The sequence below is a fragment of the Gemmatimonadales bacterium genome (genome assembly GCA_035502185.1).
Classification (GTDB): Bacteria; Gemmatimonadota; Gemmatimonadetes; order Gemmatimonadales; family JACORV01; genus Fen-1245.
Window position 1 is genome coordinate 1 of record DATJUT010000038.1, and the last position, 16152, is coordinate 16152.

Annotated in this window: 13 protein-coding genes; 6 read left to right on the forward strand and 7 right to left on the reverse strand. The window is 71.4% G+C overall.

Annotated elements, in window-relative coordinates:
• The coding region (locus VMF70_05065) for a hypothetical protein (GenBank protein HTT67378.1) at positions 1–1032 on the forward strand (1032 nt) is incomplete at its 5' end.
• Positions 1033–1254: 222 nt separating this feature from the next.
• On the forward strand, positions 1255–3030 hold the full coding sequence (locus VMF70_05070; GenBank protein HTT67379.1) for a CocE/NonD family hydrolase: 1776 nt from the start codon (positions 1255–1257) through the stop codon (positions 3028–3030).
• Positions 3031–3047: 17 nt separating this feature from the next.
• On the opposite strand, the gene VMF70_05075 is transcribed toward VMF70_05070, so the two are convergent.
• The gene (locus tag VMF70_05075) at positions 3048–5660 is read right to left on the reverse strand and encodes a protein kinase (GenBank protein ID HTT67380.1); all 2613 of its coding nucleotides are present in this window, start codon (positions 5658–5660) and stop codon (positions 3048–3050) included.
• A gap of 246 nt (positions 5661–5906) precedes the next feature.
• Positions 5907–6080, reverse strand: a complete 174-nt coding sequence (locus VMF70_05080) for a hypothetical protein (GenBank protein ID HTT67381.1) — start codon at positions 6078–6080, stop codon at positions 5907–5909.
• A gap of 57 nt (positions 6081–6137) precedes the next feature.
• On the opposite strand from VMF70_05080, the gene VMF70_05085 reads away from it, so the two are divergent.
• Entirely contained in the window at positions 6138–6560 is a 423-nt protein-coding gene (locus VMF70_05085; protein ID HTT67382.1) for a hypothetical protein, read from the forward strand.
• 3 nt (positions 6561–6563) lie between these two features.
• Here the strand turns inward: VMF70_05085 and VMF70_05090 are convergent, their stop codons facing one another.
• The 5 genes from VMF70_05090 to VMF70_05110 all read right to left on the reverse strand — a co-directional run bounded on the left by VMF70_05090 (position 6564) and on the right by VMF70_05110 (position 13869).
• On the reverse strand, positions 6564–7490 hold the full coding sequence (locus VMF70_05090) for a DUF5996 family protein (protein ID HTT67383.1): 927 nt from the start codon (positions 7488–7490) through the stop codon (positions 6564–6566).
• Between the two features lie 115 nt (positions 7491–7605).
• Positions 7606–10644: an efflux RND transporter permease subunit gene (locus VMF70_05095; GenBank protein HTT67384.1), complete on the reverse strand. Its 3039-nt coding sequence runs from the start codon at positions 10642–10644 to the stop codon at positions 7606–7608.
• Complete coding sequence (locus tag VMF70_05100) at positions 10641–11672, reverse strand: efflux RND transporter periplasmic adaptor subunit (GenBank protein ID HTT67385.1); 1032 nt, start codon at positions 11670–11672, stop codon at positions 10641–10643. Before VMF70_05100 ends, VMF70_05095 begins: the two co-directional genes overlap by 4 nt.
• On the reverse strand, positions 11669–13096 hold the full coding sequence (locus VMF70_05105; protein HTT67386.1) for a TolC family protein: 1428 nt from the start codon (positions 13094–13096) through the stop codon (positions 11669–11671). Before VMF70_05105 ends, VMF70_05100 begins: the two co-directional genes overlap by 4 nt.
• Before the next feature lie 128 nt (positions 13097–13224).
• Positions 13225–13869: a TetR/AcrR family transcriptional regulator gene (locus VMF70_05110; GenBank protein HTT67387.1), complete on the reverse strand. Its 645-nt coding sequence runs from the start codon at positions 13867–13869 to the stop codon at positions 13225–13227.
• 427 nt (positions 13870–14296) lie between these two features.
• Here VMF70_05110 and VMF70_05115 point away from each other — a divergent pair, with 427 nt between their 5' ends.
• From VMF70_05115 to VMF70_05125, 3 genes are all read left to right on the forward strand, one after another.
• Complete coding sequence (locus VMF70_05115; protein ID HTT67388.1) at positions 14297–15247, forward strand: hypothetical protein; 951 nt, start codon at positions 14297–14299, stop codon at positions 15245–15247.
• Positions 15248–15257: 10 nt separating this feature from the next.
• Complete coding sequence (locus VMF70_05120; protein ID HTT67389.1) at positions 15258–15950, forward strand: ABC transporter ATP-binding protein; 693 nt, start codon at positions 15258–15260, stop codon at positions 15948–15950.
• A 1-nt stretch (position 15951) separates the two neighbouring features.
• On the forward strand, positions 15952–16152 hold a 201-nt coding region (locus tag VMF70_05125), incomplete at its 3' end, for a hypothetical protein (protein ID HTT67390.1).

Sequence of the window (16152 nt, forward strand, 5' to 3'; positions counted from 1 at the left end):
CGGACCCGCGACTCCCTCGGCACGCTGTCCAACGCCATCGCAAATGACCTTGCCGCAGCCCTCGGTACTGGCGTCCGCCCCGCACAACGGCGTGCGCCGGATCCGCAGGCCTATGAAGCCTATGAGCGCGGGCGGTTCTTCTTCCTCAGGGCGGATCCCGCCACGGCTCGCACCCTCTTCCAGCAGGCCATCCTGCGGGATTCGACGTTCGCACCCGCCTGGGCAGGGCTGGCGAGGGCCTGGGGCGAACTCGCGGATACCTGGGTCGCGCCCCTCATGGCTTTTCCCCGCGTCCGTGAAGCGGCCCATCGCGCGCTCGCCTTGGACTCGACCATCGCGAGCGCGTACGTAGCCCTGTGCGGCGTGGCCGTGGCCCTGGACCGAGACTGGGGGGAGTGTCTCCGCCTCGCCGAACGCGCCGTCGCCCTGGACTCCACGCTTCCGGATGCATGGGCGCAGCTGGGCTTTGCACTTGCAGCCCTGCGTCGGGGCCCCGAGGCGCTCCTGGCCGGCCGACATGCCTGGGCTCTCGACTCGCTGTCGGCTTACGTGGGGTTGTCCCTGCTTGGCTTGACCCGCGTTGTGGCGCCGGAGCGGACTCCGGCGGTGCTCGCGCTGGTGCGAGGAAGGCTGGATGCCAACTACGCAACAGCATGGGACGCTTGGATCGCCATCGAGCGAGGTGACTGCGCCACAGGCGACCGGCTGCTGCGTCCGTTGTCGGAGGATCACGGGCCCGGATCCTCAACCGCGTATGCCGTGGCGCTGGCGTGCCTCGGGCGCCGGGCTGAAGCCGACAGCGTCGTTCGGGCGGTCATCGCCGACACCGCGGGGGCCTACGTGAACCCCGTGTGGGTGGCCTGGGGGCTGCTGGCGCTGGACGACCGCGACGGCGCCATCCGGTGGCTCGAGCGCGGTGCGGAGGAGCGCACGGCTTGGGTGATGTGGATCCATCTCGACCCTGACCTCGCCCCGCTCCGCGGCGACCCGCGCTTCGTGGCGCTCGAGCGCCGGCTCGGCCTCGAGCCGTGAGCGACCCGAAGGTCGAGAAGCTCCATCAGCGCATCAAACTGGGCCGCGCGGTGGTTGCCTGGCTGCATACGCACTGGCGCTCGTGGGATCACGTCACAACTGGCACTCGCGCAGGGAGGGTCGATGCGCCACTCCATGATTCTGGTCCCCGCTATGTTCCTCGCAGCGACAGTCCGGGCCCAGGAGCCGGCACCCCATCCGATCTTCACGCGCCAGGAGGTCATGGTCCCGATGCGCGACGGCGTGCATCTCCAGACCGTGATCCTCACGCCGGTCGGCCAGAGCGGGCCGCTGCCCATCCTCCTGTTGCGCACGCCGTACGGGGTGCCCGACAGCGCGCCCAAGCAGATGCCACCGTACCTGCGGGAGCTGGCGCATGACGGCTACATCTTCGTGTTCCAGAACCTGCGGGGACGGTTCAAGTCGGAGGGCGTGTTCGCGCTGAGCTCGCGCGTCGATCTCGAGGACTCGACCGCCACGAGCGAGACGACAGACGCGTACGACACCATCGACTGGCTGGTCCACCACGTGGCCAACAACAACGGCAGAGTCGGCATGTTCGGGGTCTCGTACGACGGGCTGACGGCGGCATTGGCGCTGCTGCACCCCCATCCGGCTCTGAAGGCCATCAGTGAGCAGGCGGCCGATGTCGACCAGTGGATGAACGACGACATGCATCGTTACGGTGCGCTGCGCGAGAGCTACGCCTTCGAATACTCCGTGCTGGAGCAGGCGGACCGGAACCGGAACACCAACTTCGCGTTCGAGACGTACGACACCTACTCGTGGTACCTCGCCCTGGGACCGCTCTCCAACGTGAACGGCAGGTATCTGCACGGCACCATTCCCTTCTGGAACCAGGTCGTCGCTCACCCGGACTACGACGACTTCTGGAAGCACGAGGCGTGGGTGAGTCAGCTCCACGCTTCCACGGTGCCGAACCTGAACGTCGCCGGCTTCTTCGACCAGGAGGACCCGTGGGGGCCCTGGCAGATCTTCCGCCACGCCGCCGAGCACGACCCCGACCACACGGACTTCATGGTCGCCGGTCCCTGGTATCACGGCGAGTGGTGGTGGCCCAGAGGTGACAGCATCGGCCTGATCGCCCTCGGCGGTCACGAGACGGCGCGAGAGTTCCGCGAGAACCTCGAGGCGCCGTTCTTCCGCTACTACCTCCATGGCCGAGGCGAGAAGCCGAACTGGCGGGTGACGACCTTCCAGTCGGGCTCCAACCGGTGGCGCACCTACGCCGTGTGGCCGCCTGCGGAGGCCAGGCCGGAGAGCCTGTACCTGCACGCCGACGGCACGCTGTCGTTCGACAGGCCGCGGGCGGGGGAGCAGGGCCCGGGCTACCGCGAGTACCTGTCGGACCCGGCCAATCCCGTTCCGTACCGCCAGCGTCCCGTGTCGCCGACCTACCCGGGCGCCGATTGGCGGACGTGGGAGGTGGCGGACCAGCGGTTCGTGGACCAGCGGCCCGACGTCCTGACGTTCACCAGCGCTCCGCTCGATCACGATCTCACCATCACGGGCGAAGTGGCGGCCGACCTGTTCGCGTCCACCTCAGGCACGGATGCCGACTTCGTCGTGAAGCTGATCGACGTGTACCCGGAGGATGCCCAGCGGAACGCGTGGGGTCCCGACGGCGCTCCCGGGCCGGGCGAGTACGCGCGATCGACGAACGGCTACGAGCTGCCGATTGCGATGGAGATCCGCCGCGGGCGCTACAACGGGAGCTACGAGCATCCCGCGCCGCTGGTGCCCAACGCGCCGGTCGAATGGCGGATTCCCCTCCGCGACCGCGACCATGTGTTTCTGAAGGGGCACCGGCTGATGGTTCAGGTGCAGTCCACCTGGTTTCCGCTCATCGACCGGAATCCTCAGCAGTTCGTGCCGAGCATCTACCAGGCGACAGCGGCGGATTTCGTCACGGCCACGCAGCGTGTCTACTGCACTGCGGCGCTGCCCTCACACATCGTGCTCCCGGTCGTGCCCTGAGAGGCCCTTGGACGCGGTCAACGGGGGCGGGCCGCCGGCGCGAGATGCGCGAGCCACACGTCCACCCGGGAGTCGAACGTGACCAGCGCGACGCGCCGGCCGTCCTGCGATAGCGAAACGGAGCGAACCGCGCGTGGAATGATCCCGAGCGGCTCGACGCGCCCTGGGCCCGTCACACGATAGAGCGTGCCCTGGTCCTCCGATTCTTGGATCCAGACCACGATGGAACCGTCCGCCAGCCACCAACCCCTCGCTGTGGTCCCCGCGAACGCCGCCCATCGCGTCGGCGGCCTTTCGGGAAGCTGCGCGACGTCCAGATAGGCTGAGTCCTGGGAGATCGAGCCGAGCAATGCGAGTCGGCGCTCGTTGGGTGCGGGAATCAGCCCCGCGAGGGCCAATTCGTCCCGGAGCATCGGCAGGACCCGGGGACTCCGCTCGCCGCTCCGCCAGAGGTGCGCGCCCCGCCCTCCAGGCCACGCCCACGCGCCGTCCGACATCAGCCTGACCCCCCTGACGTCGGAGTCCGGCATCTCCACGGGGCTCTGCTGCCGGCCGGTTCGCACGTCCACGGTGACCAGGCGTACGCGTCCGGCGACCTTCTCGGCGTAGATGAAGGCCTGCCCATCGGGGCTCCATTCCACGCTGAGCAACGAGTCAACCGGCCGGTGCATGATCTCAGCCCCGCCCTGGAATGGCAGCAGGACAATGTCGCTCCCTTGTCCCCCGCCGGTCGCGACGGTCCGGCAGTCGAGTATGCTGGTCCCGTCCGGAGATAGCCTGACCACGTCCCCGATGGTGCCCGAGCGCAGTCTGCGCCCAGGCGGGAACTTGCCCTTCAGTGCGTCGGCCAGGTCGAGCGCCCAGAGGCCATACTCGGCGCTTCCGTCAGCATAGACCAGCGATTGACCATCTTCCGAGACGTCAAAGCCAAGCGACCCGGCGGCGAGCACCGTGTCCCAAGCCCCCGTGAATCTGCCCGCTTTCCCATCGAAGGGGATCCGGACGAGGTTTCCGCTAGAGACGAGCTGCATCCAGAGCGCGTCCGGCCTGACGAAGGCCCACGTATCGTCTTCACCGGGAACGTGGATGGCATCCCGTTGGCGTCCTCGCCGATCGACCACCAGATACGCGTGGCGATAGGCGGAGCTGCCCTCCGCACCCACTGCGGCCTCTACCACTATCCATCGGCCGCCCGGCCAGACAAACGCTTCACCGAGTTCACCGGGTCTTTCGAGGTGGATGGGCACGCTGTCCCGGTATTCGCCAGCGAGCGTCGCCACCGCCACCCACCCCATGCTGTCCCTGGCATGGGGCAGCGACAGCAGCAGGGAGTCTTGCCCGGGGACGAACGTGGCACTGGTGGTGGTGATCGAGATCGAGCGTGGATGGTCCCCGAGGGTGGACACGAGGTAGGTGCCCAGACGGCTCCCGATCGAGCCGCTGAAGAGCAGGAACCGTCGGTCCTGGCTCCACCGGAGGTTCTCGGCTCCGGTCACGTCGTCGACCAGGACTCGCGTGGTGCCCGTCCCGAGATCCAGGACCTCGACGCGGGACCTACACGAACCGGCCGTACAGCCCTTCGCCACGTAGGCCACCTGCTTGCCATCGGCGGAAATCGCCGGACTCCCGGCGTTGCCCGTGAAGGTCAGCTGCGTTTTGTCCCGCGCAACGAACGTCCCGGCGGCGTGCCGCCGTCCGACCCACCAGACTACGAGCGCAACCGCCGCGAGGAGGAGGGTGCTGCCGCCGATCGCCAGAGCGCGCCTCCACCGGTGGGTCGCCCGGCCGGGCACCTCGCCCGGGGCGGCGAGGGCCTCGACCAACTCACCCGCGCTGCCAAATCGATCTGCCGGCACCTTGGCCAGCGCCCGGGCGACGGCGGCATCGACGCCCTCCGGCACGGTGTCCCGGATCACCCGGAGGCGGGTCGGCCGCTCGGTCAGGAGCTTCGCGATCACCGCCTGCACCGTGGGGCCGGTGACCGGCGGCTCGCCCGCCAGCATCTCGTACAACACCGCTCCGAGAGAGTACAGGTCGCTCCGAGCGTCGAGCTGGCGGTCCCCCGTCGCCTGCTCGGGGCTCATGTACTGCGGCGTCCCCAGCGAGAGCCCGGTCTCGGTGAGCCGGTGTCCCCCGGCCTCCTTCACCGCGAGGGCGATGCCGAAGTCGGCGAGCATCGCCTCGCCTTCGTGCAGCAGGATGTTCTCGGGCTTGATGTCCCGATGGATGACGCCGCGCTGGTGCGCGTAGTCGAGGACCCCGGCGATCTGCCTGGTGATGACCAGGGCCTCCTCGACGCCGAGTTGAGTGTCGCGGTTCAGCCGGTCGCGGAGCGACTCGCCCCGGACGTACGGAAGGACGTACCACAGAAAGCCGTCGCTGTCGCCGGAGTCGATCAGCGTCAGGATGTGGGGATGGTCGAGCTTGGCGGTGAGGCGGATCTCGGTCAGGAATCGGTCCCGGCCGAGCAGCACGGCCAGGTCCGGGCGCAGGACCTTGAGGGCCACGTCGCGGTCGTGTCTGACGTCGTGAGCCAGGTAGACGGTGGCCATGCCGCCGGTGCCGAGCTCTCGCTCGATCACATAGCGGTCGGCCAGGGCGGTTCCCAGGCGGCCAACGGCATCGGTCACGTCGCCCCCCGGGCTAGTGGTCGGACGAGGCCGTCCACCGCTACCACGGCCGGCGAGGCCGCGGGGGGGCGGACGGAATCGGTCACTTCGCTGTAAGGAACGCACCAAGATGCCGGGCTGCGAGGCGGAGGGCAATGGCGGCCTCCTGATGGTCGCGGGCTACACCTATCTGACCAGCAGCGTGACGTCCATCAGTGAAGGCGCCGCCGCCAGAGGCGCCGGAACCGCTAGCCGTCGCTCGTCCGCCTAGTTCACCTGCTCCTCGATGCCGGCCGTGCGCAGCAGCCGCGCGTAGCGCGGGTCGCGGGCCAGCCCGTGGTGGTCGTAGGGAAGATCGTTCAGCACGCGGCGGAGCCCCGGGTCGGTGGCGGCCCCCCTGGGGCCGTCGCACCCTCCGGATCCGCCGCGCTTCTTTCGCACTCGGCCCGGCCGAGCGTATGGTTAGGGTGTCGCCGGTGCCATCCGTGGAGCGGGGCCGTGCCGGTGACCGCGAAGCTGTCGCGCAGGTTCTACGAGACGTTCGGCGACGAGATCGCGAACGAGCTGGTGGAGTGGTTCAATCGCGTGGACGACGCCTACCGGTCCGAATTCCGCGAGTTGTTCGAGGTTCACTTCTCCCGCTTCGACGCGAAGCTGGAGCAGCGCGTCGCGGAGCTGCGTGCGGAGATGGACCTGCGCGTGGGCCGGCTCGAGGCCAAGCTGGAGCAGCGCCTCGCCGAGGTGAAGGGCGAGCTGCGCGCGGAGATCGGCCTTCGGGTCGGACAACTCGAGGCCAGGCTGGAGCAGCGCCTCGCCGAAGTCCAGGCTGGACTGATGAAGTGGATGTTCATCTTCTGGGCCGGGAACGTGGTCGCGACCGCCGGCCTGGTCTTGGGCGCCGTCCTCCTCCTCCGGAAGTAGCCTCTACCCCGGCGCGCCGGGCTCCCGCGGCCGCTCGAGCGCGGCGCGGTCCCAGCGGCCGAGATCCGCGGCCGCCTCGTACGCCGACTGGAGGAACTCGAGCAGCGCCGCGTCGGGCGCCGCGGCGCGGCGCACCGCCTCGTAGGGGAGGATGAACTCCCGCACGTCCCGATCGTAGAACGCGCCCGCCGGGCGCAGCCGGCGATCGCGGTACCCGTCCGGCTCCGGGTACGCGTAGGCGTAGAACGCCGGCTCGGCGATCGCGCCCCCGCCCGGCCAGAACCCGCAGCTGCTGCACTCGTGGGAATACGCCTCCACCATCACGCGGTCCGGGCAGTTCGGTGCGCCGCCCGGGTGCCGCGGCGCGCGCCGGCCCGAAAAGCGCGTCGTCGCCAGGTCGAAGCTCCCCCAGAAGAAATGGACGGGACTGGCCTTGCCGAGGAAGCCGCCGCGGAACCGCTTCAACACCCGATCGCTGCGCGCCAGGATCCGCCACCAGCGCTGCGCCGCGTCCGGGTCGTAGGAGGCGTGCTCCCGGTCCTCGGCGAAGGGAATGGCCGTCTCGACCTCCACGGGTACGGGCCGGATGCGCACCGCGTGGCCGAGCGAGCGCAGGGTGTCCATGTAGGCGGCGTAGAAGTCGGCGACCGGACGGGGAACGAGGGGAATCGCCCGGGCCGCGCCCCTGCTGTCGCGCACGTACAGCTGATGATCGAGGAAGTCGAACTCGACCTCGAGCGCGCCCGGGCCCGACGGCATGGGCGACGTGGTGAGGCCGCGGGCCGTGACATACAGCACGACCTGCCACCAGTGGTTCTCCATCGGGGCCAGGGCCAGGCGCGTCTTGCCCACGATCTGCGTCCACATGTGCAGCGTGGCGTAGGTGTCGCGCCAGGAATCGAGCGGAAGGGCGGGCCAGTCGTCCGTCACGGCCGTCGCGCCACGGAGCGCCTCGAGATGGAGTTCGGTGAGGGGGCTGCCTGAAGCTTGGCAGGGAGCCCGGGCGCGCGCCAGCCGGCGGCCGGGCTCGAAGCCCGCTCCGCGGTCACACCACGGCCGGCGCCAGCACCTTGTACATCACCGGCGTCACGATCCGCGCCAGCAGCGTGCTCGTCACCAGCCCACCGATGATCACCCATGCCAGCGGCGAGTAGAGCCCGCTCCCCTGCAGCGCAATCGGCAGCAGTCCGCCGATCGCCGTCAGGCTCGTGAGCACGATCGGCAGGAACCGCACTTCGCCCGCCCGGCGGATCGCCGCCTCGAGGTCCATCCCCTCGGCGCGCAGCCGGTTGGTGAGATCCACCAGCAGGATGGACGTCTTGATCTCGATCCCGATCAGGGCCACGAAGCCGATCGTGGCCGTGAACGACAGCGTCTCGCCGGCCAGGAGGAGCGCGATGACGCCGCCCGCCATCCCGAGCGGGATGACCGACGCCACGATGAGGGTGGAGCGGAAGGTGCGGAACTCGAGCACCAGGATCGCCAGGATGGCGAACGTCGCCACGATCACCGCGCCGCCGATGCCCCCGAAGCTCTGCTGCCGGCTCTCGATCTCGCCCGCCGGCACGATGCGGTAGCCCGGCGGCAGCGCGACGGACCGGAGCCCTTCCAGCACCGCGTGCGTCACGCGGTCGGTGTTGAAGCCGGTGCGCACGTTGGCCGTCACGGTCACGCTGCGGGAGCGGTCGTAGCGCTGGATCTCGGACACCGCGCGCTCGAACCGCACGTCGGCCACCTGGCCCAGGGGCGTGAGCGCGCCGCTCGTGGAGGCGACCCAGATGCGGTCCAGGTCCCCGGGCGCGGGACGGTCGCCGGCGCCCGCGAGGCGCACCACGATCGGCCGCGCCTCGCCCGCCCCCTCCCGCAGCGTCCCGCCCGTGAGTCCGGCGAGGCCCAGCCGCACGGTGCGGTCGATCTCGGCCGTGGGCACGCCCAGGAGCCCCGCCTTCCCGCGGTCCACCGCGACCCGGAGGTCGGTGCGCGCGATCCGCACGGGGTTGGTGACGTACTGGGTGCCCGGCGTCGCCGCGAGCACCGCCTCGACCCGCGCCGCCAGCGCGTGCAGCGAGTCCAGCGACGGGCCCTCGATCCGCATGGCGACCGGCGCGTCGATCACCGGGCCGTTCTCGAACTCCCGCAGCGCGATCTCCGCGCCCGGGTAGCTCGACAGCTCGGCGCGCAGCGAGTCCAGGAGCCGCGGCGTGGCGTAGTGGTCGTAGCGGTGGAGCAGCACGAACAGCTGCCCGATCCGCGGGTCGTCGGTGCGCGAGGACACGTTGTAGTAGACGAACGGGTTGTCGTGCCCCACCGAGGTGTAGACGGCGCGCACGCCCGGCGCCCGCCCCACCACGCGCTCGGCGAACCGCGCCGCCGAGTCGGTGGCCGCGATGCTCGCGCCCTCCGGCGCCGTGATGTCCACGTGGAACTGCGGCGTCTCCGCCTTGGGGAACAGCGAGAAGCCCACCACCGGCACCAGCGCGAACGACAGCGCGACGAACGCCGCGCCCAGGACCAGCGTGCGCCACGGCCGCCGCAGCGCGCGGTCCAGGACCGGCGCGTAGGTCGCGTGGATCCCGCGGTCGAACGCCCGCAGGAACCGGTTGCCCTCCGCCTCCTCCCGGGCCGGGAGCAGGCGGCTCGCCAGCCACGGGATCACCGTGAGCGAGACCAGCAGCGAGGCCACGATGGCGTAGATCACCGCCAGCGGCAGCGAGCGGATGTAGCGGCCCGGCCCGCCCGGCAGGAACAGCATCGGCACGAAGGCGAACACCAGCGTCGCCGTGGCGCCCAGGACCGCGACCCAGATCTGCCGCGTGGCGAGGATCGCCGCCTCGATCCGCGCGTGCCCCTCGCGCCGGAAGCGGGTGATGTTCTCCACCACCACGATCGAGTCGTCCACCAGCAGGCCCAGCGCGATCACCATCCCCACGATCGAGAGCTGGTTCAGCGTGAGGCCGGTCCAGTCGAGCGCCGTGACGCCGATCGCGAGCGACAGCGGGATCGAGACCATCACCACCGCCGCGGCCCGCGGGCCCAGCGGGAGCAGGGTGAGCAGCACCAGCCCCAGCGCGATCAGGAAATCCTCCCCCAGCCGCGCCAGGCGGTGCGAGACGTTCGCCGCCTGGTCGAAGCCCCGCGCCAGCGCCACGCCGTGCGGCAGCTCCCGCTCGAACCCGTCGAGCGCCCCGTAGATGCGGTCGCGCACCGCCTCCACGGTGGTGCCCGCCCGCTGCGTCGCGGTCACGAACACCGCGCGCCGCCCGTCGAACCGCGCCCGGTAGGTCGAGTCGCCGTAGCCCCACGCCACGGCCGCGACGTCGCCCAGCCGCACCAGGCGGCCGGCGCCGCCGCGCACCACCGTGCCGCGCACCTGGTCGAGCGTCTCGTAGCCGCCCCACGAGTGCACGCTGAAGCTGCGCTTGCCGGCGTCGGCGCTGCCACCCGGGACGTCGGCGCTCTCGCCGCCGATCGCGCCCAGCACCTGGGAGACCGGCAGCCGCAGCGCGGCCAGCCGGCCGAGGTCCAGCTCCACGTCCACCTGCCGCTCGGGCGCGCCCCACCGCGAGGCGGTGCGCACGCCCGGCAGGGCGCTGAGCCGGTCCTGCAGCTCCTCGGCCAGCGAGTCGAGCACCCGGTAGCTCGCCAGCGGCGAGACCAGCGCCACCTGGACGATGCTCACGTCGAGCGTCGTCGCCTTGCGCACCTCGAGCCGCGCCAGCTCGGCCGGGAGCGTCGGCCGCAGGCCGTTGATCTCGCGCACCACGTCGTCGTACTTCTTGTCCGCGTCCTGGTTGGGCTCGAACTCGACCGTCGTCGTCGCGACGCCGGGCCGAATCCGGCTCTTGAGGCTCTTCACGTCCTCCAGCCCGTGGAGGGTGTCCTCCACCGGCTTCACGACCAGCCGCTCGAGGTCGCCCGCGCTCGCGCCCGGGTACACCGCGATCACGGTGAAGATCGGAAAGGCGAGCGGCGGATCCTCGCCGCGCGGGATCGTCAGCAGCGACTTGATCCCCAGGGCCGCGAGCATCAGGAACGCGACGACCGTGACCTGCCAGTGCCGGACGGCGAATTCGGTCAGCTTCACGGACGCACCCTCACGGCCGTGCCGTCGTCGAGGTAGGCACCGCCGTCGGTGATCACCGCCGTCACGCCCTCCAGTCCCGACACCACCGCCACGCGGTCGCCCGCGAGGAAGCCGACGGTCACGGAGCGGCGCAGGGCGTGCCGGCCGTCGGGCGAGAGGGCGAACACGCTGGCCCTGGAGCCGTCGGCCTCGAGCACGGCCTCGACCGGCACCATCGTCGCCCGCCGCGCGGCGCGCGGCCTGATGTCCACCCGGCCCACCAGGCCGCTCGCCAGGCCCGCCGCCGCCGGCAGCGCCACCTCGACGCGGTAGGTGCCGGTCTGCGGGTCGGCCGCGGCCGCGATCTCGGTCACGGTCCCGGCGAACGCGCGGTCGGGCAGCGCGTCGAACCGCACCTCGGCGCGGTCGCCCAGGGCCACCTGCACCGCGTCGCGGTCGGCCAGCGCGGCGCGGAAGACCACCCCGCGCGCGCGGCTCCCCAGCGTCAGGACCGCCGTGCCGGCCTGCGCCAGCTCGCCCGGCTCCGCGCTCCGCTTCAGGATCACCCCGGCCGAAGGCGCCACGATCACCGCGTAGCGCCGGTTGAACGCCGCGCTCTCCAGCTCCGCGGCGGCCACGTCGCGGCCGGTCTGCGCGTCCTGCACCTGCTCGAGTGTCGCCACGGTGTCGGCATAGAGTCGCTGTGCTCGCGCCAGGTCCCGGGCCGCCTTGTCAGCTCCGCTGCGGGCCCGGGCGACGGCGGCGTCGATCTCGCTGAGGTCGAGCGCCGCGAGGGTGTCCCCCGTGCGGACGATCTGGCCTTCGTCCACGAGGACGCGGCCCACGACGCCCCCGATCTTGAAGCTCAGCGGCACCTCTTCCTTGGGGCCCAGGGTCCCGGTCGCGGTGAGCGGCCGAGCGACGGCCTCGACGACGACGGGCGCGACCTTGACCGGCACGGCGTCGGAGGCCGGGGGAGCCTCGGAGCGGATGCGGCCGCAGCCGGCCGCGCCCAGGAAGAGCAGGGAAGCGAGTGCGAGGCGGTTCATCGGGCGGCTCCTTCCAGGTTCAGGTCGCGCAGCGCGGCCGCGCGCTCGAGGTCCACGTAGCGGATGGCGTACTGGTAGGCGGTGACGGAACGGTTCAGCTCGGCCGTGGTCAGCTCGGTGCGCGCGTCCACCAGCTCCACCGGGCTGGCGACGCCTTCCTCGTAGCGGCGGCGCACGAGCTGCCAGGTGCTGCGCGCCGCGTCGAACCGGTCCTCGGCCGTCGCGATCGCGGCCCGCGCCGTGGCCGCGGCCTCGTACGCGGTGCGCACCTCGAGCACGATCCGCTCGGCGAGGTCCTCGCGGAGCGTGCGCACGCGCTCGACCTCGAGGCCGGCGGCGCGGCGGCGGGACGCATCCTGGCCGCCGTCGAACAGGTTCCACGCCACCACCACGGACGCGACCCAGTAGTCCTGGCTCGGCCGCAAGGCGAGGTCGCGGCCCTGGAAGCCGTAGTCCACGGCCAGCGAGAAGCTGGGGAGGTACGCGGCCGTGGCCGCGCGCGAGCCCGCCTCCGCGGTGCGGACGCCCGCGTCCACCTCCCGCAGCTCTTCGCGGCGGGCGAGGCCGCTGGCGACGGCGTCGTCCACGCCGATGGCGAGCGGCAGCGCGAGCGCGCTGTCGGGAATCGTCTCCACCGGCGCGTCGAGCGGGCGGCGGAGCAGCTGGTTGAGGAGCCGCGCCGCCGCGGTCTGGCGCTGGCGCGCCTCGGCGAGCTGCTGCACGATCGCGCTCCGGTCGGCGCGCGCGCGGAACACCGCCTCGGGCGTCGCGCGCCCGGCCGCCACCAGCCGCTCGGCGACGCGCTGGTTCTCCTCCACCAGGGCGAGCGCGGCGGCGTAGATCTCCACGGCGCGCTGCGCGCTCGCCTCGCCGAGGTAGGCGGTCTGGACGTCGGCGGCGAGCCGCCGCTCGGCCGCGAGCACCTCCTCGCGCGCGCCGTCGCGGCGGGCGCGGGCCGCGGCGTAGCCGGCGACGATGCCGGCGTTGAACAGCGGCTGGCGCAGCTCGAGGTGCGAGTCGTTCGCCTGCGGCAGGGTGAAGTCGAGGTTGGTGGGGAAGCGGTTCGACCCCAGCACGCCGTTGAGGGCGGCGAAGGCGGGATTCACGAAGGTGCCGATGTTGGGCACGCCGTTGAGCTGCGACGAGCGCGCCTCGAGGCCGAGCGACGGCAGGAAGAGGCCGCGCGCGGCGGTGACGTCGGCGTCGGCCTGCCGCTCGCCGAGCCGTTCGGCCGCGAGGCCGAGGTTGGCGCGGAGCGCCTCAGCCACGAGCGGGCCGAGGGGGTCGGGCTGGGCCCGCACGGCGGCACCGGCGCCGACGCCGGCGGCGGGTGCCTGGGCAGCGGCCCTGCCGGCCAACGCGAAGAGCGCGGCCGTGAGGAGCGCGAGCTTCGGGAGTGATCGCGTCGGCTTTGGAGTGAACATCGCTATATCTCCTAACACTGTTAACTCGATGTGGCGAAAAAAGATGGGTCGCGCCCATCCGATCGTGCTGCGTCTTCCTTTTCGTCTCTACGTGGCCTGATGCGCTTCCGGTTTCGCGGCGCTCCGGTCTACGGCGCCGTCTCCATCCGCCTGATGCCGCTGGTGAGGATCTCGATCGCCTGTCTCGCCGAGTGCTCGAGGTCGCGCCACGGGACCCAGGGATCGTGCTTCGTCATTCTGAGCGAGATCAGTCCGTGCAGCGACGCCCAGAGGATCTGCGCCAGCTCGTCGGGGTCGGCGTACTGGGGGCGCAATCGTCCCTGCTCGATGGCCTGGCGGCAGGAGAGCACGAGCAGCGCGTAGGCGTCCTTCTCCGGGTTGCCGACGATCTCCGGGCGGTGCTCGATCTCGGGGAGCGCCGTCATGAACATGAACTTGTAGTGGTTCGGGTACTCCACGGCGAACTGGAGGTAGAGCAGGCCGATCTCCCGGATGCGCTCGATGGGATCCGGGAGCGAGGCCGCGGCCGCGAAGTGGCGGGCGAGGCCGTCGAAGTCCAGCTGGCACAGCTCGGCGACCAGCGCCTGCTTGTTGGCGAAGTGGTGGTAGAGCGCGGTGGGCGTGTACGCGATGGCGTCGGCGATGGCGCGCATCGTGGTGGCCTCGTAGCCCTGCTCGACGAACATGTGTCGCGCCGCCTCGAGGATCTTCTCCCTCGTGTCGGCGCGCTCCTGCTCGCGGCGCTCGAAGCTGGCAAGAGACTTGGCGCTCATAACTACGTTAACGGATATAACGCTGTTAGGGATCTGTCAAGAGGGGTGGTTGGGGCGCGCGGCTTCGGGCCCGCGAGGCGCGACTTCGGTGATCGGGCAACGCGCCACTCGGGTCAACGTCGGCCGGGCGCCTTCCTTGCCAAGCTCCGTCTGCCGAGCGGAGCTTAGGGGCATGCCGCAGAGCACGACTGACTGAGGATTCACGGCGACCAACCGTAGGCGGGCCTCGCGCTCCGGGCTTGCGGCCCGGATCCGCCGCGCCGGGGCCGCGTCGGTCGCGATCCTGTGCCTCGGTCTCCGGCCGGCGCGGGCTCAGCAGCCGGCGCTCGCCGGCGAGGCCTCCGCCTGGATCACCTCCAGGCCCGAATCGTCCGTCGTCTCCCAGACCGGCCTGCGCTACCTGCCCGACTTCACGCTGCGGCAGTCGGTGGGCGGCCGCGACTCGCTCGCGCTCGACCTCTCGGCCGACGCGTCCGTCGTCGGGAGCTACGGCCGGGGGCGGGCGCCGGACTTCGACGGCGTGCTCAAGCCGTATCGCGCCTGGCTGCGCTTCGCCACGCCGCGCTTCGAGACCCGCATCGGCCTGCAGAAGATCAACTTCGGATCGGCGACGCTGTTCCGGCCGCTGATGTGGTTCGACCGGGTCGATCCCCGCGATCCGCTGCAGCTCACCGACGGCGTCACGGGCGCGCTGGCGCGCTACGACCTGCCGGGCGACGTGAACTTCTGGGGCTGGGCGCTCGTGGGCAACACGCGGGCGAAGGGCTGGGAGACGGCGCCGACCGAGAGCGGGGCGGTCGAGTACGGCGGCAGAATCCAGGCGCCGCTCCCGGCCGGCGAGGTGGGCGTCACGTACCACCACCGGGAGGCGGACCTGCGGAGCATCCCCGGCGGGACGTTCGTCCCGGAGGACCGCCTCGGCCTCGACGGCAAGTGGAACGTCGGGGTCGGGCTCTGGGGCGAGGCGGCGGTGGTGCACGAGGGCACGGCGCTCGCGGTGCCGCGCTGGCAGCGGTTCTGGACGGTGGGGGCCGACTACACCGTCGGCGTGGGGAACGGCCTCTACGTGCTGGCCGAGTTCTCCCGGTTCGACACGCTCTCCTCGGCGCTCGGGGCCGGCGGCGGGGGCTCGTTCACGGGGCTACTGGTCAACTACCCGGTGGGGATCGTGGATCGGGTGTCGGCGATCGTGTACCATAGCTGGTCCGCGCACCAGTGGTTCCGGATCCTCACCTGGCAGCGGGCGTACGACGCGTGGACCCTGTACCTGCTCGCCTTCTGGAACCCTGAGCAGCCGCAGGGGCTCGAGGCGGCACAGCAGCAGGGCCAGGCGTTCGCGGGGAGCGGGCTGCAGCTCCTGGTCACGTTCAATCACTGACGGGACGCTCATGACGGATCAGGTCTACGTGCGGGCGGTGGGGCTGGAGAAGCGGTACACGCTGGGCGCCGGGGTCCTCAAGGCGCTCGACGCCGTGGACCTCACCATCGCGAAGGGCGAGTTCTCCGGCGTGGTCGGGCCCAGCGGCTCCGGCAAGACGACGCTGCTCAACATCATCGGCTCGCTCGACGTTCCCACGGCGGGGCGCGTCGAGGTGCTCGGCGCCGACGTCGCGCGGCTCACGCACCGCGAGGCGGCGCGGCTCCGCAGCGAGCACATCGGCTTCATCTTCCAGACGTTCAACCTGCTGCCGGTCTACACGGTCTACGAGAACGTGGAGTTCCCGCTGCTGCTGCGCGGCATCGACGGCGGCCGGCGCCGGAAGATGGTGATGGACACGCTGGACTGGGTCGGCCTCGCCGACCGGGCGGATTCGCGGCCCGCGCAGCTCTCGGGCGGGCAGAGCCAGCGCGTCGCGATCGCCCGCGCCGTGGTCAAGCAGCCGGAGATCGTCCTGGCCGACGAGCCGACGGCCAACCTCGACGCCGAGAACTCGCACCACATCATGCGCACGATGGTGCGGTTGAACGAGACGCTCGGCGCGACGTTCGTGTTCGCGACCCACGACGAGAAGGTGATCGGCTACCTCCGCCGCAAGGTCACGCTGGTGGACGGCCGGATCGCCGCCGACGAGCGGAGGTAGCGTGCTGATCCTCCGGCTCGCGCTGCGCAACCTCCTCGGGGCGGGCGTGCGCACGTGGCTGAACGTGATCGCGCTGTCGTTCTCGTTCGTCGCGATCGTGTTCCTGCAGGGGATGTACGACGGCATGAACGAGCAGGCCTCGCAGGCGTCGGTGGGCGCGATGTACGGCGGCGGGCAGTACTGGCAGGCGCGCTACGACCCC

Excerpts from the sequence above, each read along its gene's own strand:
- VMF70_05105 (HTT67386.1), bottom strand. The coding sequence starts at position 13,096 with ATGTTCACTCCAAAGCCGACGCGATCACTCCCGAAGCTCGCGCTCCTC.
- VMF70_05070 (HTT67379.1), top strand. The coding sequence starts at position 1,255 with ATGGTCCCGATGCGCGACGGCGTGCATCTCCAGACCGTGATCCTCACG.
- VMF70_05110 (HTT67387.1), bottom strand. The coding sequence starts at position 13,869 with ATGAGCGCCAAGTCTCTTGCCAGCTTCGAGCGCCGCGAGCAGGAGCGC.
- VMF70_05100 (HTT67385.1), bottom strand. The coding sequence starts at position 11,672 with ATGAACCGCCTCGCACTCGCTTCCCTGCTCTTCCTGGGCGCGGCCGGC.
- VMF70_05120 (HTT67389.1), top strand. The coding sequence starts at position 15,258 with ATGACGGATCAGGTCTACGTGCGGGCGGTGGGGCTGGAGAAGCGGTAC.